The sequence below is a fragment of the Vibrio sp. CB1-14 genome (genome assembly GCF_040412085.2).
GTDB classification, from domain to species: domain Bacteria; phylum Pseudomonadota; class Gammaproteobacteria; order Enterobacterales; family Vibrionaceae; genus Vibrio; species Vibrio chaetopteri.
Map to the genome: position 1 here is coordinate 947,026 of NZ_CP115921.1, position 25,771 is coordinate 972,796.

Below are 25,771 nucleotides of genomic sequence, written 5' to 3' on the forward strand. Positions count from 1 at the left end.
ATGGATAACAACGTAAGGAAAAACGACTTGGAGTCACGAAAAGAACATGGGCGTTTAGCTCAGCAACCAGAGATGAAGAAAGCACTGAAGAAACCAATCCAAGCGGTCTCCTCAACGACATGGGATCAATTCGACTACAAGCAAGTTCAAGGAAAGCTTGATCAGCAAATTCGCGAACAATTGGCAGGCCAATGTCTATCTCAGGTGCCTCAGACGACCGCTAGAATAGCTCATGAAGCGGTTGATTCTATGCTTAAATCTGAACCAGCCAGTAAGATCGCTCAAAAACTGGATGAGCTCTACCAACGCTTTCAGGTCATCTTTGAAAACCTCGATGTAAGTATCGATCTCAGGACGCGACAGTATATATCGGCGACGGGGTTGGTGATGTCTCCAGAGCACTGTTTGACCACTATAAAAGATACATATCGTGTTGCGGCGTTTACTCGAGGTATTGAGCAAGCGATCTCTGAACGACTCTCCTTAATGAGCACGCCCTCACCAATACATCTTGTTTATCCAGCCTGTGGCCCACTAGCCCCTTTGGTTTTGCCACTTCTTAGTTATTTTCGTCAGCAGAGCAGCGTAACCAGTGAGCAGTTGAAGGTTACTCTTATTGATATTCAGCCTGGTGCGGTGAAAATGTTGAATGCGGCTGTTGAAGAGTTGGAGGTCGAAGACTTTATTAAGGAAATTAGACTTTTAGATGCACTTGATTATCAACCAGAGGGTGACATCGATATTTTAGTGTTGGAGGCGATGCAGCACGGTTTTACCCGAGAAGCGCACTTACCAATAGCAAAGCACTTTGCCGATATAATGTCTCAAGACTCCGTTATGATTCCTGAGTCGATCTCAATTCGCGCTTTATTGGCGATACCACAGCTGGAATTTTGCGAGCAATGGGATAGAGATCTTTCAGCGGATGAGCAATTGGAAAGACAGATTCATGTTCGTACAAAGCGGACAGATGTTGGTGAAGTTGCAAACATCAACTTAGATTTTTTGAAACGTATGCAGTGGCGGGAGTTAGATAACAACACTAAAGTGGCTGCGTGCAATCGGCTTAACATACCAGAGCTTGCGGAAAATGCGACTAAGCAGACGTTGTTAGTCATGGCGGAGTTAACCACCTTTTCTGATGAACATCTCACACAATATCAATCAGGTATCACACACCCTCTGCCAGATTTACATGCGTGCATAAATTTTGTGCCGGCTGAAGAACAAGAGGGTGATGTGCTACTGAGCTCGGGGGATAGCGTGCGTTTTTATTACCGAGTTAATGGTATGCCCGGGTTCTTAGTAGTACCTCAAGAGGAGGCGCATGATGCAAACGACTAAGTTAGTCATCTTTGCTTCTAGCTCATTTGCTTTGCCTTCTATTGAACTGCTTTTGCAAGCGGGGTATTTAGGTGGTGTCATTTTGCCTGATCCAGCGGAGGTTGATGAGCAGGCTCTACAGGTGCAGCAGTTGGCGGCGTTATTGCAACACAACAAGGTTCCTTACCATTTTTGCTGTGCAGCTAAATTGCCTGAATTATCTCGGGAGTTTGATCGCTGGCAAGCTCGGGCAGCTGTTCTAGCAACCTTTCCATATCTTATACCGAGTGATTTATTGGCTTATTTCGATTTGGGTGTCTACAACATCCATGGCTCTGCCTTGCCATATTACAAGGGGGCTGCTCCTGTGTATTGGCAAATTCGCAATCAAGAACGTGAAGCTGCCGTTACATTGCACTGTGTCACTAGCGAGTTAGACAGCGGTAATATTGTTGTGCAGCAACCCATCTCCATTGCCCCCTGCATTACAGGGCTGGGACTTAGCAATCAAATGTCTCAAGTATCGAGTCAAATCGTTTTAGCTTTGGCACAGCGTCTGGAAACAACGGGTAAAGCTGAGCTTGGAGTGCCGCAAGCAAACAGCTCAAGTCTTACCAATGTGCCCCAATCAGTGAATGGCAATCAAAGTAAAGCCACTGTCGAAGCACAGAGCCGAATATGGGCACCAAAGCCCACAAAGCGCAATTCCGATATTGATTTAAACCTGATTCGTTCTGACGAGTTAGCTGCATTATGCCGAGCGAGCGCTGGGACGGCAATTCCAGTGGAACTGTTCGCTGAGAAAGTATGTTTCCAACTAATAGAGGCAAATGAATCAGATACATTAGTACATGGTTGTAAGGCGGGAACAATCCTCGCCATTGGGCTACAAGACGGGTTGGTGATGGCTTTGAACGGAGAAGCTGTGCGTTTAAGCGTTGTTGCTTGTGATGACGGCGTATACAGCGGCGTAAATTTTGCCCGACGATTCCAAATAAGCATTGGAATGCTTATTCGTGTTCCATCACATTACAAAGGGAAATGATAAATGGATGGTCAATACCTTGGCGCAATACAAAGTGTAGGTTTTCAATTTGCCCCTAGAGGTTTTGCTGTAGCACAAGGTCAGTTGCTCGCTATCAGTGAGTTTAATGCCTTGTTTGCTTTAATTGGTACCTTTTTTGGTGGTGATGGTCGCACTTCTTTTAGGGTTCCAGATCTTCGTGGACGCACTCCAATTGGGATGGGGCAAGGCCCTGGGCTCCCTTACTACTCGATAGGTGAGAGAGATGGTGTTCCAGAGAGAGTTTTATCTATCCTAGAGCTTCCGACACACACTCATAATGCAACGTTTTCACCAATAAGCTCTCCGGGTGGTTCAGCATTAAATGTTGAACTACATGCAACGACCGCAGAAGGTAACTCAGCCACACCTATGGTAGGTGCATATTTAGCACAGGCTAAACCTCCATCCGGAGGTAAGGATCAGCCAGAGATGATCTATACCTCAGATCCGTCGTCAGGCAGCATAGTACCACTAGGGGGCGTAACGGTCACAGGTAGTGGGGGCGGTATTACTGGTGGTACCGTGACCAATGACACTGCTGGTGGTTCTCTCCCTTTTTCTATGTACCAACCTTCTTTAGCTGTGAACTTTATTCTCTGCATAGAAGGATTGTTCCCCTCTAGAAACTGATCACACCAACTCAAGGATTCGTCTATGGACAATCAGTATATCGGAATGATCCAAGCCGCTGGCTTTAACTTTATTCCACGACAATTTTATTCAGCTCAAGGTGGACACGTTTCCATCTCGAATGATCAAGCGCTCTTTTCATTATTGGGTACCACCTTTGGTGGAGATGGCAGGGTCAGTTTTCAGCTCCCCGATCTGCACGGTACAGCGCCTGTTGGCTGGGGGGGCTCTCCGTCGACCTCGTTTTTTCCTCGCATTGGTATACAGGGTGGTTCTGCAGTTCAAACTCTAACACAGGCTCATATGCCTCAACTTACACACACAGCGACATTTAATCCGATTGGTGGTGGAGCAAGTACGCCTATTTCCGTGACAATAGAAGCGACAACGGCGGTTGGTACTTCAGAAACGCCTTCAACTGGTGCTTATTTAGCCCAAGCGAAACCTCCATCAGGAGGCAAGGATCAACCAGAGCTCATTTACTCATCAAACCCAGGTGATGTCGTTAAGTTAGGAGGAATTGAAGTGAGTGGCGGTAGTGGCGGTATCACGGGGGGAACAGTGACGAACTCAGCCACAGGGCAGTCGAATTCATTCTCCATGTATCAACCCTCACTTGCTGTGAATTATTTGATTTGTTCAGATGGTACGTGCCCGTCACGTAATTGAGGGTGAAGAGTTTTATGAGCACCGTACATTTTATATCTGGTTTGCCTCGTTCAGGTTCGACGCTACTGGCAGGCATATTGCGTCAAAATCATCAGTTTCATGCTGCTATGAGCAGCCCTGTTGCTAACTTGATCCAAGGTAGTTTGGAGCAAATGGGAACGGGGACCGAGTTCGCAAGTTTCTTCGACGACACGAAAAGACAATCAATTTGTCGAGCGCTGTTCGACAGCTACTACGAAGAGCAAAGTGACAAACAGGTCATTTTTGATACCAATCGCCATTGGACGGCTCGCCTTCACCAGTTAGTGGAGATGTTTGGCGATTTTAAAGTGATTTGCTGTGTTCGCAATCCAGCTTGGATCATGGACAGCTTTGAAGTGATTTACCGAAAGAACCCCTTTGAATACAGCCGGATGTATTCAGCACAATCGCGTCAAACTGTTTATACGCGATGTGACGCGATTGCGAATGTCAGTGGTGCCATGGGCAGTGCATGGACGGCGTTAAAAGAGGCTTATTATAGCGAGCATTCCCATCGGCTGCTGCTCTTGGATTACGATTTACTGACTCAGCATCCTCAACGCAGTATGCAGCTCGTCTACGACTTTCTTGGTCTACCAACTTTTAGACACGATTTTGACGACGTGGAGTATCAAGCTGGCGAGTTTGACGCCCATTTGGGGGTATCAGGGCTCCATACTGTTAAGAAGAAAGTCCAGTTCACACCAAGACGCAGCATTTTACCACCGGATCTATTTCAGCAGTATAGCGATATGGCCTTTTGGAATGACAATACCGGTACTGAGGCAAGTATTATAGCGCCGCGTAAGTTAGCGGATTAAAACATACGGAATTGGAGTGAAGCACAATGAATAGTGCAATGCGAACGTTGGCAGCCTTGTGTGTTCCATTGGGGGCGTTCACAGGAAATGCACAAGCAAGCGGCAGTTATCAAAGTCGATTCATTTATGGTTACATGAATAGTGGCAATCGTGGTCGGCAAGCAAACTATCTCATGTCAAAGGTTTCGACCTGGCAGCAAACAGATAGTTCGTCGCGAATATCGCATGAAAGCCACCTCCTTCCTAAGTCAAATCTTCGCTCAATAAATGAATTGTTACCTCATGAAGACGATGCGCAGGGTAAGCGTTTGATGAGCAGCAAAACCCTGTGGGCACAACAGCAAGACATTCCATCGGACTCTCTTGAGCTGCTGGCATCGCAATTCTCTCCGTTACAGTTGCCCCCTGAAACGGACAGAGAGATATCGGTTAACCATGCTGATGAACATTTGGTGCTGAGTAGCGGCTTAGCTATTCGCGAACTCGTCATTATTGATGCCAACGTGCCAGATAAACATCTTTTCTACCAACAACTCAAACCTGGCGTAGACATCGTAGAGTTTGTGTCAGACGAAGATGGACTCGCTCAACTAACGGCAACCTTGCAGCAATACCATAATCTAGAAGCATTGCATATCGTGTCTCACGGTGAAGACGGGACGCTATTACTCGGAAATAGCAAGGTAGATAGAGCTGCGCTAGAAAATAATCTCCATGTTCTGGCGGTGATGGACAGTGCTTTAGTTGATGGTGCCGATGTCATGTTGTATGGCTGTGATGTCGCTAAAACCTCTGAGGGTGAAAAGTTTCTCGAGCTGCTATCTATGGGGGCAAATGTTGATGTTGCCGCCTCGAATGATCTCACTGGTAGCAGTTCAGTCGGGGGAGATTGGGAACTTGAGGTTCGCACTGGTGATCTAGTAGTGACGCAATTATTTGATGCTAAATCGCTTAACCGTTTTACCACTGTTCTGTCTAGCGTGGAGTACATTAGTGCGAGCTTTTGTAGTCCAAATTATGACGGTGGGGTTTGTGGTGCTCCGAAATCGACGCATACCTCTAGTGATAATCGGTTACAGGTCAGTGGTTCTGCGGATGTGTATGCATATACTGGTTGGATATACTTGGACGCCAATTCTCAATCTTCCGGCTCGCTTACCGTCACAGCGAACTCTTCTGAACTGGAAACATTTCGATTAACTGGGCTTGATTTTTACACTTCCTATGGAGCAACTTGCAGCAGTGTTTCTGTAACGGGTAGTTATGCGGGAGGAGCGAGTGCGACAAGCCCAGCTTCAATTCCAGCAGGTACTACATCTTTAGATGTCTCTGCGATATCGAACTTAAACTTAAGCTCATTTAAAATAGACTACAGTGGCTGCACCAATGTTTTCCATATTAACCTGACAAAGATCTCTACAGCAGATCACGTGTTCCCATCAAGTAATTCTGCGCCAACATTATCCAACATGCCTACTGATGTTTCGGTTAGGCAAAGTTTAGCTTCAAATGTTGATCTAAGTGCGGTCACTGTGGCAGACGGCGATGGGGATACGATTACTCTAACGTTGGCAGCTTCGACGGGTACTTTCACCGCGAGTTCTGCTGGCGGGGTGACTGCGAGCCCAAATGGAAGCTCTGCGGGAACGATTACGTTGAGCGGGACATCAGCAAACTTAAATACCTATTTAGATACAGCCAGTAATATTCAGTACACCAGCCCTGCCAACGTTAGCGGTGATAATGCAGCCTCTTTTACCTTGAAAGCAAATGATGGTACTGATGATTCGACGATCTCAACGGTTTATTTAGACGTTACGACCAATACTGCACCAACGGCGAGTAATGTTAGCTTTAGTGGGACACTGCAAGTCGGACAGTTACTTACTGGTAGCTATGACTATGCTGACGCTGAGTCTGATACAGAAAGTGGCACTACTTATAAGTGGTATGCCAGTGACAATACTTCTGGCGCAAATAAGGCTGCGATAACAGGGGCGACGTCAAGTACTTATACATTAACGGCGGATGAGTTAGGTAAGTACATCAGCTTTGAGGTGACCCCAAGTGACGCCCAAACAGCAGGGATTGCGGTCGAAAGCTCCATTAATAACACGGCAGTGGTGACCGATAACGTATCACCTAGTTTCAATGATGGTACAAGCGTATCTCTCGTTATCACAGAGGATGATAGTTTAGTTGCAATTAACGACCTACTTGATGTGAGTGATACGAGTAACGGGCAAACGCTCACTTGGTCTGTAACGTCAGCACCGTCAAAAGGAAGCTTGAGCGGCTTCACGACGACAGCGAGTTCAGGTTCGACCAATATTACACCAACCAATTTAACTTATACTCCGACAGCAAATGTATCAGGGAGTGACAGTTTCACGATTCAGGTGAGTGATGGCGTTGGTGGAACGGCTTCTATTACGGTAAATGTCACTATAACTCCTGAGAATGATGCACCAATAGCAAGTAATGTGGCGTTTAGCGGTATTTTGAAAGTTGGTGAGTTACTAACGGGAAGTTATAGTTATTCGGATATTGAGTCCGATGCTGAAAGTGGCACTACTTTCAAGTGGTATGCGAGTGACAATGTCTCTGGGGCAAATAAAACAGCGATTAGTGGTGCAACAAGCAGCACGTATACACTAACAACCAGTGAACTGGACAAATATATCAGTTTTGAGGTGACGCCTAACGATGGTGCTGCGTTTGGCTCGTCTGTGGAAAGTTCGATTAATGGGACAGCCGTAGCTACGGACAATGTTGCTCCAAGTTTTAATGGTGGCGAGACAAATAGTTTAGTTATATCCGAAGATGCAAGCTCGACCGCTATTAATAATTTGCTTTCTGTGAGTGATACCAGTGCTGGTCAAACTCTAACATGGTCGGTTGTAGCTGCTCCAACCAAAGGCAGCGTCAGTGGCTTTAATGCTACAGAGAACTCTGGAACAAACGCGATTACGCCTTCCGGTTTAACCTATACACCTTCTTACAATGAAACAGGTAGTGACAGCTTTACAGTTCAAGTCTCGGACGGTGCCGGAGGCAGTGACAGCATTACAGTCAATGTGACTATCAGTGCGGTTAATGATTCGCCGACTTTGACGGCAACCAGTCAGAATCCAACATTTACAGAAGGAAATAGCTCGGTTACTTTGTTCAGTACTGCTGAGGCCGATACTATTGAGGCTAGTCAACAAATTTATGGACTGACCCTGACCGTGACTAATGTGACTGATGGTGTTAGCGAAAAGCTTACTATTGATGGTACATCTGTCGTACTGGAGAATGGTGAAAGTGGCACTACGAGCGGACATAGTCTTAACTATTCGGTGTCTTTGGCGGGGACTACGGCGACAGTAAGTTTAACCGGAGGCTCTCTAAGTGTTAGCGAACTGCAGACGCTTGTTGACAGCATCAGTTATGAAAACACAGATAACGCACCTAGTACGACGAATCGCATTGTCACTATTACCGAAATATCAGAAACCGGAACTGAAAATCTAAGTACTAACCTATCTATAGCTTCTACTGTCAGTGTCGAGGGAGTGAATGATGCCCCGACTATTACTATTGCGTCTACTTTATCTACCGATGAAGACAACAACCAAACGCTCAGCTTCAGCTACAGCGATGTGGATGGCGATACGGTCACCGCAACGGAGAAATCCGCACCAAGCCATGGTGCGATAGTCATCAACGGCACGGACATCGTCTACACGCCAACGGCCAACTACAACGGCAGCGATAGCTTCACCATTACCTTGACCGATGGCAGCGGCTACACGGTGGATAAAACCATCACCGTGACGGTCTCAAGCGTGAACGATGAGCCGAGTATCACAGTGGCGTCGACCCTCACCACCGATGAAGACAACAACCAAACGCTCAGCTTCAGCTACAGCGATGTGGATGGCGATACGGTCACCGCAACGGAGAAATCCGCACCAAGCCATGGTGCGATAGTCATCAACGGCACGGACATCGTCTACACGCCAACGGCCAACTACAACGGCAGCGATAGCTTCACCATTACCTTGACTGATGGCAGCGGCTACACGGTGGATAAAACCATCACCGTGACGGTCTCAAGCGTGAACGATGAGCCGAGTATCACAGTGGCGTCGACCCTCACCACCGATGAAGACAACAACCAAACGCTCAGCTTCAGCTACAGCGATGTGGATGGCGATACGGTGACAGCAACGGAGAAATCCGCACCAAGCCATGGTGCGATAGTCATCAACGGTACGGACATCGTCTACACACCAAATGCGAACTACAACGGTAATGACAGCTTCACCATTACCTTGACCGATGGCAGCGGCTATACGGTGGATAAAACCATCACCGTAACGGTCTCAAGCGTGAACGATGAACCAAGTATCACGGTGGCGTCGACCCTCACTACCGATGAAGACAACAACCAAACGCTCAGCTTCAGCTACAGCGATGTGGATGGCGATACGGTGACAGCAACGGAGAAATCCGCACCAAGCCATGGTGCGATAGTCATCAACGGTACGGACATCGTCTACACACCAAATGCGAACTACAACGGTAATGACAGCTTCACCATTACCTTGACCGATGGCAGCGGCTATACGGTGGATAAAACCATCACCGTAACGGTCTCAAGCGTGAACGATGAACCAAGTATCACGGTGGCGTCGACCCTCACTACCGATGAAGACAACAACCAAACGCTCAGCTTCAGCTACAGCGATGCGGATGGCGATACGGTGACAGCAACGGAGAAATCCGCACCGAGTCATGGTCAGATAGTTATTAACGGCACGGACATCGTCTACACGCCAAATGCGAACTACAACGGCAGTGACAGCTTCACCATTACCTTGACCGATGGCAGCGGCTATACGGTGGATAAAACCATCACTGTGACGGTTTCCAGCGTGAATGATGAGCCGAGCATCACGGTGGCGTCGACCCTCACTACCGATGAAGACAACAACCAAACGCTCAGCTTCAGCTACAGCGATGCGGATGGCGATACGGTGACAGCAACGGAGAAATCCGCACCGAGTCATGGTCAGATAGTTATTAACGGCACGGACATCGTCTACACGCCAACCGCCAACTACAACGGCAGTGACAGCTTCACCATTACACTGACCGATGGCAACGGCTACACAATAGACAAAACCATCAACGTCACCGTCTCAAGCGTCAATGATGAGCCGAGCATTACAATTGCGTCGACCTTGACCACAGACGAAGACAACAACCAAACGTTGAGCTTCAACTTTAGCGATGCGGATGGCGATACGGTCACAGCAACCGAGAAATCCGCACCGAGTCATGGTCAGATAGTTATTAACGGCACGGACATCGTCTACACGCCAACCGCCAACTACAACGGGAGTGACAGCTTCACCATTACCTTGACCGATGGCAGCGGCTACACGGTGGATAAAACCATCACCGTGACGGTCTCCAGCGTGAATGATGAGCCGAGCATCACGGTGGCGTCGACCCTCACTACCGATGAAGACAACAACCAAACGTTGAGCTTCAACTTTAGCGATGTGGATGGCGATACGGTGACAGCAACGGAGAAATCCGCACCGAGTCATGGTCAGATAGTTATTAACGGCACGGACATCGTCTACACGCCAACCGCCAACTACAACGGTAATGACAGCTTCACCATTACCTTGACCGATGGCAGCGGCTATACGGTGGATAAAACCATCACTGTGACGGTTTCCAGCGTGAATGATGAGCCGAGCATCACGGTGGCGTCGACCCTCACTACCGATGAAGACAACAACCAAACGCTCAGCTTCAGCTACAGCGATGCGGATGGCGATACGGTGACAGCAACGGAGAAATCCGCACCGAGTCATGGTCAGATAGTTATTAACGGCACGGACATCGTCTACACGCCAACCGCCAACTACAACGGCAGTGACAGCTTCACCATTACCTTGACCGATGGCAGCGGCTATACGGTGGATAAAACCATCACCGTGACGGTCTCAAGCGTGAACGATGAGCCGAGTATCACAGTGGCGTCGACCCTCACCACCGATGAAGACAACAACCAAACGCTCAGCTTCAGCTACAGCGATGTGGATGGCGATACGGTCACCGCAACGGAGAAATCCGCACCAAGCCATGGTGCGATAGTCATCAACGGCACGGACATCGTCTACACGCCAACGGCCAACTACAACGGCAGCGATAGCTTCACCATTACCTTGACCGATGGCAGCGGCTACACGGTGGATAAAACCATCACCGTGACGGTCTCAAGCGTGAACGATGAGCCGAGTATCACAGTGGCGTCGACCCTCACCACCGATGAAGACAACAACCAAACGCTCAGCTTCAGCTACAGCGATGTGGATGGCGATACGGTGACAGCAACGGAGAAATCCGCACCAAGCCATGGTGCGATAGTCATCAACGGTACGGACATCGTCTACACACCAAATGCGAACTACAACGGTAATGACAGCTTCACCATTACCTTGACCGATGGCAGCGGCTATACGGTGGATAAAACCATCACCGTAACGGTCTCAAGCGTGAACGATGAACCAAGTATCACGGTGGCGTCGACCCTCACTACCGATGAAGACAACAACCAAACGCTCAGCTTCAGCTACAGCGATGTGGATGGCGATACGGTGACAGCAACGGAGAAATCCGCACCAAGCCATGGTGCGATAGTCATCAACGGTACGGACATCGTCTACACACCAAATGCGAACTACAACGGTAATGACAGCTTCACCATTACCTTGACCGATGGCAGCGGCTATACGGTGGATAAAACCATCACTGTGACGGTTTCCAGCGTGAATGATGAGCCGAGCATCACGGTGGCGTCGACCCTCACTACCGATGAAGACAACAACCAAACGCTCAGCTTCAGCTACAGCGATGCGGATGGCGATACGGTGACAGCAACGGAGAAATCCGCACCGAGTCATGGTCAGATAGTTATTAACGGCACGGACATCGTCTACACGCCAACCGCCAACTACAACGGCAGTGACAGCTTCACCATTACCTTGACCGATGGCAGCGGCTATACGGTGGATAAAACCATCACTGTGACGGTTTCCAGCGTGAATGATGAGCCGAGCATCACGGTGGCGTCGACCCTCACTACCGATGAAGACAACAACCAAACGCTCAGCTTCAGCTACAGCGATGCGGATGGCGATACGGTGACAGCAACGGAGAAATCCGCACCGAGTCATGGTCAGATAGTTATTAACGGCACGGACATCGTCTACACGCCAACCGCCAACTACAACGGCAGTGACAGCTTCACCATTACCTTGACCGATGGCAGCGGCTATACGGTGGATAAAACCATCACTGTGACGGTTTCCAGCGTGAATGATGAGCCGAGCATCACGGTGGCGTCGACCCTTACTACCGATGAAGACAACAACCAAACGCTCAGCTTCAGCTACAGCGATGCGGATGGCGATACGGTGACAGCAACGGAGAAATCCGCACCGAGTCATGGTCAGATAGTTATTAACGGCACGGACATCGTCTACACGCCAACCGCCAACTACAACGGCAGTGACAGCTTCACCATTACACTGACCGATGGCAACGGCTACACAATAGACAAAACCATCAACGTCACCGTCTCAAGCGTCAATGATGAGCCAAGCATTACGATTGCCTCGACCTTGACCACAGACGAAGACAACAACCAAACGTTGAGCTTCAACTTTAGCGATGTGGATGGCGATACCGTCACGGCGACCGAGAAATCGGCGCCAAGTCATGGTGAGATAGCCATCAGTGGTACGGACATCGTCTACACGCCAACCGCCAACTACAACGGCAGTGACAGCTTCACCATTACACTGACCGATGGTAACGGCTACACAGTAGACAAAACCATCAACGTCACCGTCTCCAGCGTCAATGATGAGCCGAGCATTACAATTGCGTCGACCTTGACCACAGACGAAGACAACAACCAAACGTTGAGCTTCAATTTTAGCGATGCGGATGGCGATACGGTCACAGCAACCGAGAAATCCGCACCGAGTCATGGTCAGATAGTTATTAACGGCACGGACATCGTCTACACGCCAACCGCCAACTACAACGGGAGTGACAGCTTCACCATTACCTTGACCGATGGCAGCGGCTACACGGTGGATAAAACCATCACCGTGACGGTCTCCAGCGTGAATGATGAGCCGAGCATCACGGTGGCGTCGACCCTCACTACCGATGAAGACAACAACCAAACGTTGAGCTTCAACTTTAGCGATGTGGATGGCGATACGGTGACAGCAACGGAGAAATCCGCACCGAGTCATGGTCAGATAGTTATTAACGGCACGGACATCGTCTACACGCCAACCGCCAACTACAACGGCAGTGACAGCTTTACGATCACTTTGACTGATGAAAGCGGTTATACGGTAGATAGAACCATTAATGTTCAGGTCATCAGTGTGAATGATGACCCCGTTGTTACTGGTGAGATCCTAACATTTGCTGCGACAGCGCAAGGCCTTTATAGCTTTGCGCCCCTAGCCAACGATATGGATCCTGATGATGACACATTAACGCTCTCTTGGGCGAGGGCAGACTCGGGAACATTAACCGTTAATGGTGACAGTATTGAGCTTCAGACTGCTGATGTAGGGGTGGTCACCATAAAGTATGGTGTCAAAGATAGTAACGATGCTGAAGTGATTGGTGAGGCTGTGTTAGAAATAGTCGCAAGTGATGGTCCAACCGTCACCGCCCCCGATGATGTTGAGATCAATGCCTCTGCACTATTTACTAAAGTTGACCTTGGGGTAGCAACGGCGATTGATAGTTCAGGTCAGCAACTTCCTGTTGTGATTGAAAACAGCGACGGGTTCTTCACTCCTGGTGTTCACAAAGTCTCGTGGGCTGCGACGGATCAAAGCGGCAATACAGGTAAATCATTGCAGACTATTACGGTTCACCCATTAATCTCAATAGAGAAAGATGGTAAGACTGTTGAAGGTACTGAACATCAAGTTGCGGTTTATCTCAACGGCAAGCCTAGCAGTTACCCTGTGGTCATCCCATACACGGCTGGCGGCACAATGGATACTCAAGATCACGATCTTGTTTCAGGGGAAGTAGTGATTACTTCAGGGCTTGAGGGGGGGATTGATTTTGAGATCTTCAGCGACGATGTGGCAGATAGTGAAGAAACCTTAATCATCACCTTATCTGATACCGTCAACCTTGGCAGTAAGTATCAATATGTGCTGACGGTTTATGAGGTTAATGTTGCACCTGATGTGGCGCTACAAGTCATTCAAAATGAGGAGCCTAGAACGGTCATTTCTCCGCAACAAGGCATGGTGACCATCACTGCTGTTGTTGACGACGTCAATCCGGGCGATAGCCACCAGTATCGTTGGATCAATGATAATTCTGCGCTGGCGAACATCAGCCAGGCTGAGTCAGTATTTGAGTTTGATCCAAGCGCTCTCACCGATGGTGTTTATGAGCTTGCTATTGAAGTGACCGATTCTGGCAATGAAACGGTGAACACCAGCGTGTTCTTAGAAGTCGTGGCTGAACTTGCCACCCTCGGGGAAGAGGATACTGATGGTGATCTCATTCCAGACAACCAAGAGGGTTATAGTGACAGTGATGGTGATGGTATTCCAGATTTCCAAGATGCGATAGCCGAATGTAATGTCATTCAGTCTTATGCGTCGGAGTCTAGCAGTTACCTGGTAGAAGGTGAGCCAGGTGTGTGCTTGCGTAAGGGTGTGACGGTTGCTGATGGAATGACGGGAGGAGCGTTGCTGCTAGAGCAGGAATTGCCTGTAGATGAGGACGCAACAAATGTCGGAGGGGTATTTGACTATGTTGCGATTGGTCTACCGATCCCCGGGCAAAGCTATTCTTTGGTACTCCCTCAAAGTCGACCGATCCCTCTAAATGCAGTTTATCGGAAATACAGTGAGGCAAACGGTTGGGTAACATTAGCAAATGATGGCACTGATCCAGACAACTACGTCTCATCAGCACCTGGATTTGAAGGATATTGTCCACCTCCTGGTGATAGCTCATGGCAGCAGGGGCAGCTGATAGAAGGCCACTGGTGCGTGCAATTAACCATAAAGGATGGTGGTATTTATGATGACGATGGTGAAGCAAATGGCAGAATCGTTGACCCTGGTGGCGTAGCGACAACCTCATCGAATACTCTTCCGCAAGCGGAGTCGGATGAAGCCACCGTGGTCAAAGGTGGTACAGTGATGATCAATGTACTAGCAAACGACAATGATGGTGATGGCGATGCGCTACAGGTGACGAGTGCCAGTAGTCAGCTTGGTAGCGTATCGATTGAGAATAACCAGCTAGTCTATCAAGCGCCCGCAGACTTCTTTGGTGTCGATACGCTGAGCTATGGCATCTCTGATGGTAATGGTGGTACGGCATTCTCAAATGTCTCGGTAAACGTGAATCTTGCTAGCAACGATGTGGTGAGAAATAGCTCAAGCGGTGGCTCAATAGGAGGGTGGCTTGTGATGATACTGGCGGTATTCGGTGCAATTCGTGCTGGAAAAGTACGTGTAAGTACCGTGTTGTTAGGCTTGCTAACGGCATTTAACGTCAACGCTGATTGGTTTCTTAAGGCGGACATCGGTCAGGCGAGAGCGGATGAGAGAAACTATGACAATAACCCACAGGTGCTGAGTGTCGAAGATCGTGATACAGCTTGGTTACTTGGGGTAGGATATCGATATAACCAAGATTGGGCGGTGTCAGTTAACTATATAAACCTTGGTAAAGGGAGTGCCGAGTTAGAAGCTGATGTTGGTCAATCTCCCGAGGATTATCACCGCACGGTTGCTAAAGTGACGCCAGCGCTTGGGCATGGTATTGGTCTGGATGTTGATTATACCTTATGGGAAAACGACAGGGTGTCGCTCAATGGTATTGCTGGGGCACTGGCATGGCAAACGGAGTTTAAGAGTGAGTATCAAGGGCAAAAAATTGAGTCGACGGAAGACGGTATCGACCCTTACATCGCATTTGCCCTTAAGGGGAAGCTATCTTCAAACATTATGATTGGTGCAAAAGTGTCTCGTTACTTTATTCGCCTTAATGATGTGACAACCTACAGTGCGGTCGTCGAATACCAGTTTGGTAACCAATAAATAGACGACTAGCTGGTCTCAACCATAAAGTTGTCTGTTAGAAGCCACAGGGTGAGTGAGTGCCCTATGGCGATTGTTCGTTTTAGTTTAGATAGGCATTTAACATCCACAGCAACTTCTCTTGCTCTCGAATGTAATCACCCATTAATGCTGCAGTACCTTCATCATTGGTTTGTGATGCTTGCTCTAAGATCTCACGTTGACGATGAATCAAAACCGAGAAGCCATTCACAAGACCAGTAACACATTCTTTGCCACGATAAGCGTTTTGATGTTCTTCGATCTGACTCTGTTCAAGGTAGCGACTAAACGAGTGATCTGGCGTATGACCAATGGTTAGAATTCGCTCTGCCAATTCATCGATTTTAGTCTGTAGATCGGTGTAGATTTCCTCAAACTTGACGTGAAGTTCAAAAAACTGCTCACCTTTGATGTTCCAGTGGTAACCACGGGTGTTCATGTACAATACTTGGTAGTTAGCGAGCAATTGGTTAAGTTCAGCTGCAACTGCTTGTGATGCGTCTTTGTCTAGACCGATAAGGTTAGTGGTTGTCATAATACTGTCCTCTGGGAAGAGTGGAATCTTGTTTTGTTGAAGTCAGTATATGGTGGGGAGTTAAAAAGGAATAATCGATTGTAGTGATAGTATTGATAGGTGTTTGCTATTACTATTTTGTCGTCTTAATAGTTCGCCATTCCAGCCTTAGTAGGAATGGCGTTTTTCAATGCTGACTGCTCGCTTAGTGAGAGATAATCACTTGTTCATTAGGTACGCGATGGCGCTCGCCGTAGATACCTTCTTCAGTACGAACACCGCAACTGATGATCATCGTGATTTCATCGTTATCAGCCAGACCTAACAATGCTTTGGTACGTACAGAATCAAAGCCTTCCATTGGGCAGGTGTCGTATCCTTGCTCGCGCATCGATAGCATGAACGTCATTGAAGCGAGTGAAGCACTTTTGTGAAGGCACACACGAACATCTTGTTTGCTGACTTCTCTTACCATCGGCTTATTGCGCCCCAGCCAGAAGCTGTAGATCTTACGCATTAACCCACGCAGGCCTAAAGCGTCATTGTTGTACACCATAGGAATGAGCTTGTCGTAGTATTTAAATGCACGCTTTGAGGTCTCGTCTTCGCGGCCCGCAAAATTAGCGCGCACGATATCTGCATTCATTGCCGCGCGCTGTTTCCATTTGTTCGGAGTTACCGTGACGACAACCAGTTCATTGGCCGTTTTAGCCGCATTTTGCCCCATGCAGATCTCTGCAAGTTGCTGGCGTTTTTCATCGCTGATGACTCGATGGAATGCCCACATTTGCATGTTGCTGCTGTTTGGGCTGAGAGTTGCGTGTTCGAGAGCGCGTTGAACCGCGTTATGGTCAAACGCCGCTTCAGCATTGTATTTGCGTACTGAGCGACGTGAATGAAGAAGTTGTTCCAGTTCGGAGACGTGTTTCATGGGAATACTTTGTACGTTTGAGGTGCCTGTGATCGGCACCTTTCTAACAGGTATTACGCCTCACGACAAGCTGCTTTGTTTTTACCGAACTTAATGCGACGCAGATTAGCAAACGATAGCGGTGTTTTCTCAATAATAAACATCAAGATGACAGAGCCAATAATAGTGCCAAAGAACACAATGGCGTCTGCGGCAACCGTTTCTACACCTAAAATAGCGACGATGTTGGTCATGTAGATAGTGACCAATAGGTGTATCACGTAAATCGGCAATACCCATTTACCGAGGGACAGCCAAATAGGGTGTTTTCCTAAGTTCGGTTTAGCGAGTAAGAAAAACATCAGTCCCGCTCCCCATATTGAGGTACCGAGTAAAAAGTCATTGAGATTAAATACTTGGCCATGTCCGTGTAGGTAGTATGCTTCTGCAAAATGTATCGCCATCCCAGCCGCAGCGAGGAGCAGAGCTTTTCCTACGCTCATTCTCCATTGATGGCGGCGAGCTTCAAAACCAATAGCAACCATAAGGAAGCTAAAGAAAGGACCATTGCGAGTAAAAATTGGGGTTTCCATCTCGGTGAGCACATTATAACTACCCGCTGCTAAGCCGTAGATATAGAAAATGACTGCAAATGGGAGCATTAACGAACGGCACTTGTTGTCGACAAACCACGCAATCATGAAGACTGCGATCACCAGTGATGGGATAAACCATAAGTGTACTAAGCCACCCTCAAACAGAGAGTTGAGTGGTGCTTGCATAAGGTAACCCCAGTAGCCGGTGCGCTCTGCTAAGTAACCGTGCTCCGCTACGACACCTAAGTTAAAAGGTAGCGCAAGACAAATGAGGCTCCATATAAACCAGATAATCATCAATGGCGTGCTGTAGTTTTTCGCTGTTGTGTAGGGACTTGCGTTGAGTTTTGGGTAGATAAGATAGCCGGCGATAACAAAAAACAACGGTACGGCAAATCGAGCGGCTTGGTTGGTGATGAAGTTAAGCCAAGGCTCTTCACCGATATAGCCATAGTCCATGAATAATTGACCATGAATGGAAATAACGGCCAGTAGCGCGATGACCCTAGCAAACTCAAAGCTGGTAATTTTTTCTGATTTATTAGTAACTTGCTGCATAGTATGAAGAGATGTTTTCTCACTAGAAACGAAACCTCTTCACACTAGCATTTATTGGTTTAACTGGCGTGTTTGGCATCAATAATTTGCTGTATGGGTGCAAGTATTTTGCAACAATTTGTGGTTGATCGTAATTTTTACACCCTTTTGCTTTTGCTCCGTTTAACGTTGTTTGGCGTTTTCTTACAGCTCCCTCATGCCACTGCTATGATTGAACTCACCAGTTAAGAGCTATGCCAACGATTTCCATAAGCAGATGAGTAGTCTGGTGTGTCGATACACTCAGCAAGATCGTCGCATGGTTCAAGCGGACCGACGACAGTCCGGTACGGAAGCACGCCAGCCCAAACTGGGATATCTAGGTCGGCTTTGTCGTCATTGACACCATGGCAGCCGACTTTGACTGATGCCTCATTGAGTTCGATAGCCAGCAGTTCGGTCGCTGCCAACTCTTTGTGATTGCTCAGCCGGATTTGCTCGGTTCTTCCTGGGGCAATATGCTCGATAAAGTGATTCAAAAGCCGATCTTTGTCTTGATTGTTATCGACGGTGACAAATTCACCGAACACGACGGCACTTCGATAGTGAGCACTGTGATGAAAAGCGGAACGTGCTAATACCCATCCATCAAACAGTGTAAAAGTAAGGCAGGTCTTCTGTCCTGACTTTAGCACTCGTAACAGGCGGCTGTTCTTAGCACCGTGTATATACACCTTGTTCTCGACTCGCCAAGCCAGCATGGGAATGATGATTGGCCCATTGGTATCGTTTATAGCGATATGTGCGATGAGTGCTTCGTCGATAATATCGTAAAGTGCTTGGGTCTCTAATACGGCCTTGTGAGTCCCTTTTTTGATTTGTGTTCGCTCTGTTTGTGACAGCATGGCATGACCTCCTTATTCATCTGTTGCAGCTAGATTAGGAAAGTTTTGGTACTCTGTTTAGATCCAAAATATTAAAAATGGTGGATCCAGTTTGAGCGTAATCGATTCGAGTGACCTCTCTATTGACCTTGAAGCTATAGCATCTGGCAAAGTGACTTTGCAGCAGGTTCTGTTTCAGCAGATCCGTACGCGCATTCTTAAAGGATTTTGGCCATCGAGTGCCAAGCTCCCTTCCACGCGATTGCTGGCATCTCAGCTTAAGATCAGTCGAAATACAGTGATACAGACTTATGAGCAGCTGGTTGCTGAGGGTTACTTGAATGCCAAAGCAAACAGTGGATTCTATGTGGCACTGTCATTGCCGGAGCAATACATGGCATCAGATCAGGTGCAGGTGACAGCAGAACGTGGAACGGATGATACGCCAAATAATGGATTTTTTGCCCCAGGTGTTGCTGAGTTTTCAGCCTTTCCTATGACGGCTTGGAGTCGATTACTGCAGCGTCACAGTAACCGTAGTACATTGCTTGGGAACCAAGATTTACAGGGATTGGTGAGCTTGCGAGAGGCACTTCATCGATACCTTACTAGTAGTCGTAGCGTGGTTTGTAATCCGGATCAGATCATAGTGACCTCAGGTGCTCAACAGTCGATTGCTATCGCGTTGCTCGCCACTCAGAAGCTCAAACCTCATCAACGTTTTTTGGTGGAGCTTCCTGGTTACCGTCAAGTGGTGAAAGTGCTGGATACCTTTGCAGTGGATTACGATTTTGTCGATGTAGATGCTAGAACAGGGGTGGACATTCAGCGCATAGTGAACAGTGAATCGAGCGGCATTTATCTTACGCCGAGCAATCAATATCCCATGGGTTGCTCGATTCAAACTGAGCAACGTTTGCAATTGATTGAGTGGGCTCAGCAGAATCAGTCATGGATCATTGAAGATGATTATGACAGTGAGTTTCAGTTTGATAGTCGCCCGTTCCGTAGTATGCAAGGCCTAGCTGCAGAGAGCGGCAACGCGGATAAAATGATCTACATTGGTTCGATGAGTAAGGTGATGTTTAACTCTTTGCGGATAGGTTACATGGTCGTTCCTCCTCATCTAGTACCGCTTTGTTTAGAAATTAAAGATGCATTATCAGGCGACACACCCGCACTGGTGCAAGCGGCGTTGGCTGACTTTATTGATGAAGGCGGGCTACTTAGACATATCCGCAAGATGCGTCGACTCTATGAGCAAAAGTACCGAGTCATGAAGCAGTGTATACAAGATGCATTTGGCCAAGACTGGCGATTGGTTTCACAAGGGGCAGGGCTGCACGCCACTATTCAATGGCAAAGTTCTGTTGATGAAATAACACTGTCTGAAATGGCACAAGAGGTGGGTATGGTGGTGAGACCTATGCAGTTTTATCAACCGTTAGCGAAGCCGCGTAATTATGGCTCCATTGTTCTCGGTTTTGGTAACGCCCCAATAGAGGCGATACCAGATAAAGTGAAGGTGTTAGCTGAGCTCTACTATTCCTTGGTTGAGTAACGGGCTTGTGGTTACTCAACCAAACTGCGGTATGAGCTCAAGACTACTTGATGAGTTTAAGAAGGGATTTAAACTGGTCACCCCGCGCGACTCTTTGTAGTTCAAACAGTGCCATCTCTGTCGAGGTGAGAATTGCACCCTCTTGAGTTAAGCGCTTGAGGGCAAGTTTTTTGTTCGCAGGCGTTCTGGAGGAGACAGCATCAGTAACAAGATGTACTTCATAGCCCGCTTCAATCAGTTCACAGGCGGTTTGATGCACACAAATATGGGCTTCGATGCCGACCAATAGCACTTGTTTTCGGTTGTGATTCTCGGTGGCAGTGCGCACGGCTTCTTCTCCCCAAGCACTGAATACCTCTTTTGCAATTGGTCGCTGGTGCGTAAGCTCTAGGCTGATTTCGTCAATCGTCGCACCGAGCTTATCCGGAATTTGTTCAACCCACACGATTGGCAGCTCCATGAGCTTAGCCGCCTTGGTTAGCGTGTTGAGGTTACTAAATAGTGTCTCTTTGTCGTGCATTAACTGAGCCAGCTTTCCTTGCACGTCGATGATCATTAGCTGGGTGTTATTCTGGTCTAGCATTTAGTCCTCCTGATCTAATATTTGTTCGATAAACCAAGTGCCTGCGGTGCCAAGCCCACAGCGCCACGATAAATCGACGGGCCATACTAACGAACCATCATAGCGACCCACGTTTAGCTTAGTAGCTAGACCATGGTCGATAAAAGGTTACGAGCGCTTCGGTGGGTAAACCGCCAAACATAGTTTATTGAATGATAGGTTAAATTTTGGAAAGTGTAGCTATTCTTTGATTTTGCGGTATCAAGTGTTTACATTGTAAATCAATGCAGTTCAACATCTGTCGAACTGCGTTGGTATGGAGCTAGTGATTAGCCGTGTGGCTGCTCAACTTCTTTCGCATAGTTGACGATTTGTTTGTCTGAATTCGGCTTGTACATGCGCAGGATACCGGTCCAGCCTTTTTCCACATCGATATTGTTGATCGCTTGTTCACCACAATTAAAGTTCACCGTATAAGTGCCATCTTTATTCGCCTTGAGCTCATCTTTTCGGCTCGATAAAGCAAACTCTTCAGTGTGCACATACGCATCAGAACCATAGGTTGTGATAGAGAAGAACCCATTTTTTACCCAGTGGTGGTGCGTCAAAGTTCATAGTTTGACACTCGCCAGAGCGGTCCTGTGCTAATAGAACTTTGTAGTAGGCATGTTCACTCGGTAATCCGCCAAAACCCATTGAAGTCAAACCGAGAGCATGGAACTGCTCGACCTTACGTGGCTCAAGGTGTTGCTCAGGTTTTAGCGTTTTGCCATCGGGTGCGCCCATTGCTTTGGTAAAGTCTAGTTGCAGCACGTTTGCTTCAAGCGCTAAGCGTACCTTCTCTCGATCAAACTGATCGAAGCCTTTTGGTATGTACTGCTCAGAAGAAGAAGCTGTGCCTTTGAGCATATCTTGCTTGCGATTGCCTTCTTGAATGTCGGCGGGTGCGTTGGATGCGACTTGAGTGCGTGCAATAACCCAAACGTGCTGACCTGAAGAGAGCATGTCAGGAGTAATGGTCACCTTGTTTTGACCTTTGGCAGCGTATAGTACCGCTACGGTTCGGTGCTGTTCATCAATGACTTGGAGCGCCTGATAACTGTCTAGAATAGGCAGCTCGAACGTTACGCCGCCTTTGGTGTCCCATATTGACTTTGAATAGAGAGTGTCGCGGTTTTGTCTAACTACCGTTTGTGTCTCCATTGTCAGAAGTTGTCGATCATGCGTGAAGTGGTTGATACCAGACTTCGCTTGCTGTTCGAAGAAATATTTGTCTGACTCCGCGGCAATGAAATTGTCTTTGGTGACATTTGTGTTGCCGCCATTCTCGATTTGAAGTGCGGTTGGTTGCCCTTTCTTAGGCAAGTGATCACCAAGATCATGTGCCAAGGTTGTTGTTGCAAATAGAGAAGCAGTAATCGTTGCCAAAATAGTAAGTTTTTTCATCTCAGATAGCCTTAATTCAAGTTTGAAGTGCTTGCAGCTCAAGCAGGGTGTCGACTTCATTCCTTGGGTCTGTGGCTATAGTAGGACGTCGTGATTATATTTTGAAATCATGAATTGTTATTACTGATATGCGTTAGGTGAATACCAGGAGGCCGTCTAGTGAGTAATGTTAAGAGCCTGAGGAAGGGAGGAAGAGTTGCAGATTTTGGTCTAGAGTTTTAACACCAATCGAAATCAACGGTCATACACAACAAGGAAGTAAAATGAAGTCGTTACAGCAATGGTTAGATGCATACGGAGAAAGTCATCAGAACAGTATCAACAGAAAAATACATAAAGTTGCCGTACCCGGTATCTATTTATCTATCGTTGGACTCATATGGTGCATTCCTCATTTATCCCTAGGTAGTGTTTCCATTAACTGGGTTTGGCTCGTGATGCTTCCAGTGATGTTTTTTTACTTTAGGTTGTCGCGCTCGGTGTTTATTCAAATGCTGCTGTTTACTCTAGCTTGCTTAGCCGTAATCACATTTGCCGATATGTTTGGCGTATCGATTCTCAGCTTGTCGATAGGCTTGTTTGTGGTGCTGTGGATCATGCAATTCGTTGGGCACAAAATTGAGGGAAAAAAGCCTTCTTTTTTCGATGACATCCAATTCCTTCTCATTGGCCCTATTTGGGTCTTCAGGCAAAAATAAGCCCCTTCAGTTAGGGGCTTAAGTGTTGTTATTAGACATCTTATTCACGAATGGTGGCTAGAATAAGCTGCCATTCATTGAAAGGTGGACAAAGATACTAGCGGCATAACCAATGGCGATCACCGGCATCCATTTGAGATGGCCGAAGAAGGTGTATTTACCATGCGCAGCCCCCATAAGTGCCACACCTGCGGCTGAACCAACAGACAGCAAACTGCCCCCAACACCTGCGGTAAGCGTGACCAATAACCAGTTACCCATAGAGAGTTCTGGATTCATGGTAAGTACGGCAAACATCACTGGGATGTTGTCGACGATAGCAGACAAAATACCCACCATCACATTGGCCCAAATAGGATCCCATTGGGTGTACATGATCTCCGAGACGACGCTTAAATAGCCCAGTAGGCTTAGGCCGCCTACACACATCACTACCCCGTAGAAGAACAGTAAAGTATCCCATTCTGCGTGGGAGACACGCCTAAATACGTCGAATGGCACGATTGAGCCGAGGCGTTTAAGCGCCGTTTCGTCGTTATTGGCAATAGCGACAGCTTTTTTCTTCGCGATAGAGCGAGGAAGCGTTTTGCGAAGGAAGAAACCAAAGAATTGCAAATAGGCAAGCCCCATCATCATCCCCATCACGGGAGGGAAGTGGAAGACTGCGTGGAACGCTACAGCGGTTGCAATGGTTAGGATAAACAGACCAACAATCCGAAACGCGCCGCGCTTGAGCTCGACATGAGCATGTACGGCATCGGGTTGGGTTTTAGGGACAAACAGCGACATGATTAGCGCAGGCACAATGTAGTTCACCACGGAAGGCACAAACAGTGGCATGAACTCAGAGAATGACACATGACCCGCTTGCCAGACCATTAAAGTGGTGATGTCACCGAAAGGACTGAATGCCCCGCCGGCGTTCGCTGCCATAACGATGTTAATACAGGCAATGTTGACAAACTTAAGGTTGCTGCCGCCCACTTTAAGTACCACAGCGCACATCAAAAGTGCGGTGGTGAGGTTGTCGGCAATCGGCGAAATGAAGAAAGACAGAATACCGGTTAGCCAAAATAGCGTGCGAAAATCAAACCCTTTGCCCACCATCCAAGACTGCAACGCATCGAACAGACGCCGCTCTTCCATCGCCGATATATAGGTCATGGCGACAAGCAGAAACAGTAGCAACTCAGCGTATTCCAGCAGGTTGTGCTCCAGAGCGGATTTGGCGATTTCGAGCTGGCCAATGTCTTTGTAGACGAAGCCAATGAGTATCCAAATCAAACCTGCGGCGAGCAGGACAGGCTTGGATTTTCTCAGTTTTAGGTATTCCTCCATCATCACTAAGGTGTAGGCGATGCCAAAAATCAATAACGATGCATAACCGACGGTAGATTGAGTGAAATTAAACGCATCAGACGATGCACTGGGAGAAGCGAAACTAGAGGTGGCAAATAAAAGGGGGAGTAAAAAGGTTGGCCACCGACTTATTTTCTTCATGTTTTGATCCTTCAAAAGCTTAGATGAAATCAGGCGCTAACAAATGCGATACGGTATTTTAATGGTTTTTCAACAATTGCGTTGTGAGCTGACGCAGATCTGCTCAACTGATGTGGCCATTTTTTTGTGCGTCGCTTCGCTGAATTTTCTTCATAACGCCAAGTTTTGACTTAAGTTAATTAACGCCTAGGCTAAATAGTGAGCAGATATCAAGCTGAGTGATTGACAGGACGTCAGGAGGGAGCATGAAAACAGGGTTCGCAATGATGGTGACTATGTTGTTATCGGGTTTACATATGTTGGTGGTTTTGCCTGTTCACGCGGCAATGGTGTGTGACAGTGGCAGTCGCTCTGAGTCAACGTTACCTATTTTGGAGAGTGAATGCCCAATCGGTAAAGGTGTGTGGGGAAAAAAAGCCCCATCGCATGAAGAGCAGTCATTTTGGATACAGTGTGGCTTTGTTAAACCTGGCAGCTTACGCACGGCGCCTAGTCAATTACAAGACACTGTCAACCAGCCTATTTGGTTGAAGCCTGATGTGGGCGGTGATCGCTGTTTGGTCGGGCCATATCAGTCATTCGAAAACGCCAAACAAGATCTCCTTGCTCTGCGTCTACTACCTAGTTATCGCGATGCGTTTATTCGCTCGACTACGCAGAAGCTGACCACGACAGTCCCACAAATGGTGGCGAAAAAACAGCCACCCCAGCGTCAGGACTCACACTCGTCACAACAAGTTGTGAGCGAAGTGGCCGCAGTGGCGATCACACCATATATGATTGCTGGTAAACATGGACACCAAGACTGTTTGTGCCTCTTCTGACAATAAAGCGG

The 25,771-nt window shown here is 47.6% G+C and carries 17 protein-coding genes; 9 read left to right on the forward strand and 8 right to left on the reverse strand.

Features of this window, described 5'->3' with window-relative positions:
• From PG915_RS20135 to PG915_RS20160, 6 genes are read left to right on the forward strand one after another with little or no spacing between them, the layout of a single operon-like run.
• Positions 1 to 1,344, forward strand: coding sequence for a hypothetical protein (locus PG915_RS20135; RefSeq protein WP_353498784.1), 1,344 nt, complete (start codon positions 1 to 3; stop codon positions 1,342 to 1,344).
• Positions 1,328 to 2,368 carry a formyltransferase family protein gene (locus PG915_RS20140; RefSeq protein WP_353498785.1) on the forward strand — a complete coding sequence of 347 codons (1,041 nt, stop codon included), beginning with the start codon at positions 1,328 to 1,330 and terminating at the stop codon, positions 2,366 to 2,368. Before PG915_RS20135 ends, PG915_RS20140 begins: the two co-directional genes overlap by 17 nt.
• 3 nt (positions 2,369 to 2,371) lie before the next feature.
• Positions 2,372 to 3,019, forward strand: a complete 648-nt coding sequence (locus tag PG915_RS20145) for a phage tail protein (protein WP_353498786.1) — start codon at positions 2,372 to 2,374, stop codon at positions 3,017 to 3,019.
• 24 nt (positions 3,020 to 3,043) lie between these two features.
• Positions 3,044 to 3,688, forward strand: coding sequence for a phage tail protein (locus tag PG915_RS20150; protein ID WP_353498787.1), 645 nt, complete (start codon positions 3,044 to 3,046; stop codon positions 3,686 to 3,688).
• A gap of 14 nt (positions 3,689 to 3,702) precedes the next feature.
• A complete protein-coding gene (locus PG915_RS20155) occupies positions 3,703 to 4,530 on the forward strand; it encodes a sulfotransferase (RefSeq protein ID WP_353498788.1) in 828 nt (275 codons plus the stop codon).
• Positions 4,531 to 4,556: 26 nt separating this feature from the next.
• The gene (locus PG915_RS20160; RefSeq protein WP_353498789.1) at positions 4,557 to 15,707 is read left to right on the forward strand and encodes a tandem-95 repeat protein; all 11,151 of its coding nucleotides are present in this window, start codon (positions 4,557 to 4,559) and stop codon (positions 15,705 to 15,707) included.
• A gap of 82 nt (positions 15,708 to 15,789) precedes the next feature.
• Here the strand turns inward: PG915_RS20160 and PG915_RS20165 are convergent, their stop codons facing one another.
• The 4 genes from PG915_RS20165 to PG915_RS20180 all read right to left on the reverse strand — a co-directional run bounded on the left by PG915_RS20165 (position 15,790) and on the right by PG915_RS20180 (position 19,190).
• The gene (locus PG915_RS20165; RefSeq protein WP_353498790.1) at positions 15,790 to 16,263 is read right to left on the reverse strand and encodes a Dps family protein; all 474 of its coding nucleotides are present in this window, start codon (positions 16,261 to 16,263) and stop codon (positions 15,790 to 15,792) included.
• Between the two features lie 184 nt (positions 16,264 to 16,447).
• The gene (locus PG915_RS20170) at positions 16,448 to 17,173 is read right to left on the reverse strand and encodes a nitroreductase family protein (protein WP_353498791.1); all 726 of its coding nucleotides are present in this window, start codon (positions 17,171 to 17,173) and stop codon (positions 16,448 to 16,450) included.
• Positions 17,174 to 17,226: 53 nt separating this feature from the next.
• A complete protein-coding gene (locus tag PG915_RS20175; RefSeq protein WP_353498792.1) occupies positions 17,227 to 18,306 on the reverse strand; it encodes an acyltransferase in 1,080 nt (359 codons plus the stop codon).
• 224 nt (positions 18,307 to 18,530) lie between these two features.
• Positions 18,531 to 19,190 carry a pyridoxamine 5'-phosphate oxidase family protein gene (locus tag PG915_RS20180; protein WP_353498793.1) on the reverse strand — a complete coding sequence of 220 codons (660 nt, stop codon included), beginning with the start codon at positions 19,188 to 19,190 and terminating at the stop codon, positions 18,531 to 18,533.
• A gap of 91 nt (positions 19,191 to 19,281) precedes the next feature.
• Here PG915_RS20180 and PG915_RS20185 point away from each other — a divergent pair, with 91 nt between their 5' ends.
• The gene (locus PG915_RS20185; protein WP_353498794.1) at positions 19,282 to 20,730 is read left to right on the forward strand and encodes a PLP-dependent aminotransferase family protein; all 1,449 of its coding nucleotides are present in this window, start codon (positions 19,282 to 19,284) and stop codon (positions 20,728 to 20,730) included.
• Positions 20,731 to 20,773: 43 nt separating this feature from the next.
• Here PG915_RS20185 and PG915_RS20190 read toward each other — a convergent pair whose 3' ends face one another.
• The 3 genes from PG915_RS20190 to PG915_RS20200 all read right to left on the reverse strand — a co-directional run bounded on the left by PG915_RS20190 (position 20,774) and on the right by PG915_RS20200 (position 22,738).
• Positions 20,774 to 21,313 carry a hydrolase gene (locus PG915_RS20190; protein ID WP_353498795.1) on the reverse strand — a complete coding sequence of 180 codons (540 nt, stop codon included), beginning with the start codon at positions 21,311 to 21,313 and terminating at the stop codon, positions 20,774 to 20,776.
• Positions 21,314 to 21,621: 308 nt separating this feature from the next.
• Positions 21,622 to 21,834, reverse strand: a complete 213-nt coding sequence (locus tag PG915_RS20195) for a hypothetical protein (RefSeq protein ID WP_353498796.1) — start codon at positions 21,832 to 21,834, stop codon at positions 21,622 to 21,624.
• 7 nt (positions 21,835 to 21,841) lie between these two features.
• On the reverse strand, positions 21,842 to 22,738 hold the full coding sequence (locus PG915_RS20200) for a DUF1254 domain-containing protein (protein WP_353498797.1): 897 nt from the start codon (positions 22,736 to 22,738) through the stop codon (positions 21,842 to 21,844).
• Between the two features lie 263 nt (positions 22,739 to 23,001).
• Between PG915_RS20200 and PG915_RS20205 the strand changes: the two genes are divergently transcribed.
• The gene (locus PG915_RS20205) at positions 23,002 to 23,436 is read left to right on the forward strand and encodes a DUF962 domain-containing protein (RefSeq protein WP_353498798.1); all 435 of its coding nucleotides are present in this window, start codon (positions 23,002 to 23,004) and stop codon (positions 23,434 to 23,436) included.
• A gap of 57 nt (positions 23,437 to 23,493) precedes the next feature.
• Here PG915_RS20205 and nhaD read toward each other — a convergent pair whose 3' ends face one another.
• Complete coding sequence (gene nhaD, locus PG915_RS20210; protein ID WP_353498799.1) at positions 23,494 to 24,936, reverse strand: sodium:proton antiporter NhaD; 1,443 nt, start codon at positions 24,934 to 24,936, stop codon at positions 23,494 to 23,496.
• Between the two features lie 245 nt (positions 24,937 to 25,181).
• Between nhaD and PG915_RS20215 the strand changes: the two genes are divergently transcribed.
• Positions 25,182 to 25,760, forward strand: coding sequence for an SPOR domain-containing protein (locus PG915_RS20215; RefSeq protein WP_353498800.1), 579 nt, complete (start codon positions 25,182 to 25,184; stop codon positions 25,758 to 25,760).
• Positions 25,761 to 25,771: the final 11 nt, after the last annotated feature.

Bases quoted from the DNA above. Each gene is read 5' to 3' on its own strand.
- PG915_RS20135 (WP_353498784.1), top strand. From the start codon at position 1: ATGGATAACAACGTAAGGAAAAACGACTTGGAGTCACGAAAAGAACAT.
- PG915_RS20140 (WP_353498785.1), top strand. From the start codon at position 1,328: ATGATGCAAACGACTAAGTTAGTCATCTTTGCTTCTAGCTCATTTGCT.
- PG915_RS20145 (WP_353498786.1), top strand. From the start codon at position 2,372: ATGGATGGTCAATACCTTGGCGCAATACAAAGTGTAGGTTTTCAATTT.
- PG915_RS20150 (WP_353498787.1), top strand. From the start codon at position 3,044: ATGGACAATCAGTATATCGGAATGATCCAAGCCGCTGGCTTTAACTTT.
- PG915_RS20155 (WP_353498788.1), top strand. From the start codon at position 3,703: ATGAGCACCGTACATTTTATATCTGGTTTGCCTCGTTCAGGTTCGACG.
- PG915_RS20160 (WP_353498789.1), top strand. From the start codon at position 4,557: ATGAATAGTGCAATGCGAACGTTGGCAGCCTTGTGTGTTCCATTGGGG.
- PG915_RS20165 (WP_353498790.1), bottom strand. From the start codon at position 16,263: ATGACAACCACTAACCTTATCGGTCTAGACAAAGACGCATCACAAGCA.
- PG915_RS20170 (WP_353498791.1), bottom strand. From the start codon at position 17,173: ATGAAACACGTCTCCGAACTGGAACAACTTCTTCATTCACGTCGCTCA.
- PG915_RS20175 (WP_353498792.1), bottom strand. From the start codon at position 18,306: ATGCAGCAAGTTACTAATAAATCAGAAAAAATTACCAGCTTTGAGTTT.
- PG915_RS20180 (WP_353498793.1), bottom strand. From the start codon at position 19,190: ATGCTGTCACAAACAGAGCGAACACAAATCAAAAAAGGGACTCACAAG.
- PG915_RS20190 (WP_353498795.1), bottom strand. From the start codon at position 21,313: ATGCTAGACCAGAATAACACCCAGCTAATGATCATCGACGTGCAAGGA.
- PG915_RS20200 (WP_353498797.1), bottom strand. From the start codon at position 22,738: ATGAAAAAACTTACTATTTTGGCAACGATTACTGCTTCTCTATTTGCA.
- PG915_RS20205 (WP_353498798.1), top strand. From the start codon at position 23,002: ATGAAGTCGTTACAGCAATGGTTAGATGCATACGGAGAAAGTCATCAG.
- nhaD (WP_353498799.1), bottom strand. From the start codon at position 24,936: ATGAAGAAAATAAGTCGGTGGCCAACCTTTTTACTCCCCCTTTTATTT.
- PG915_RS20215 (WP_353498800.1), top strand. From the start codon at position 25,182: ATGAAAACAGGGTTCGCAATGATGGTGACTATGTTGTTATCGGGTTTA.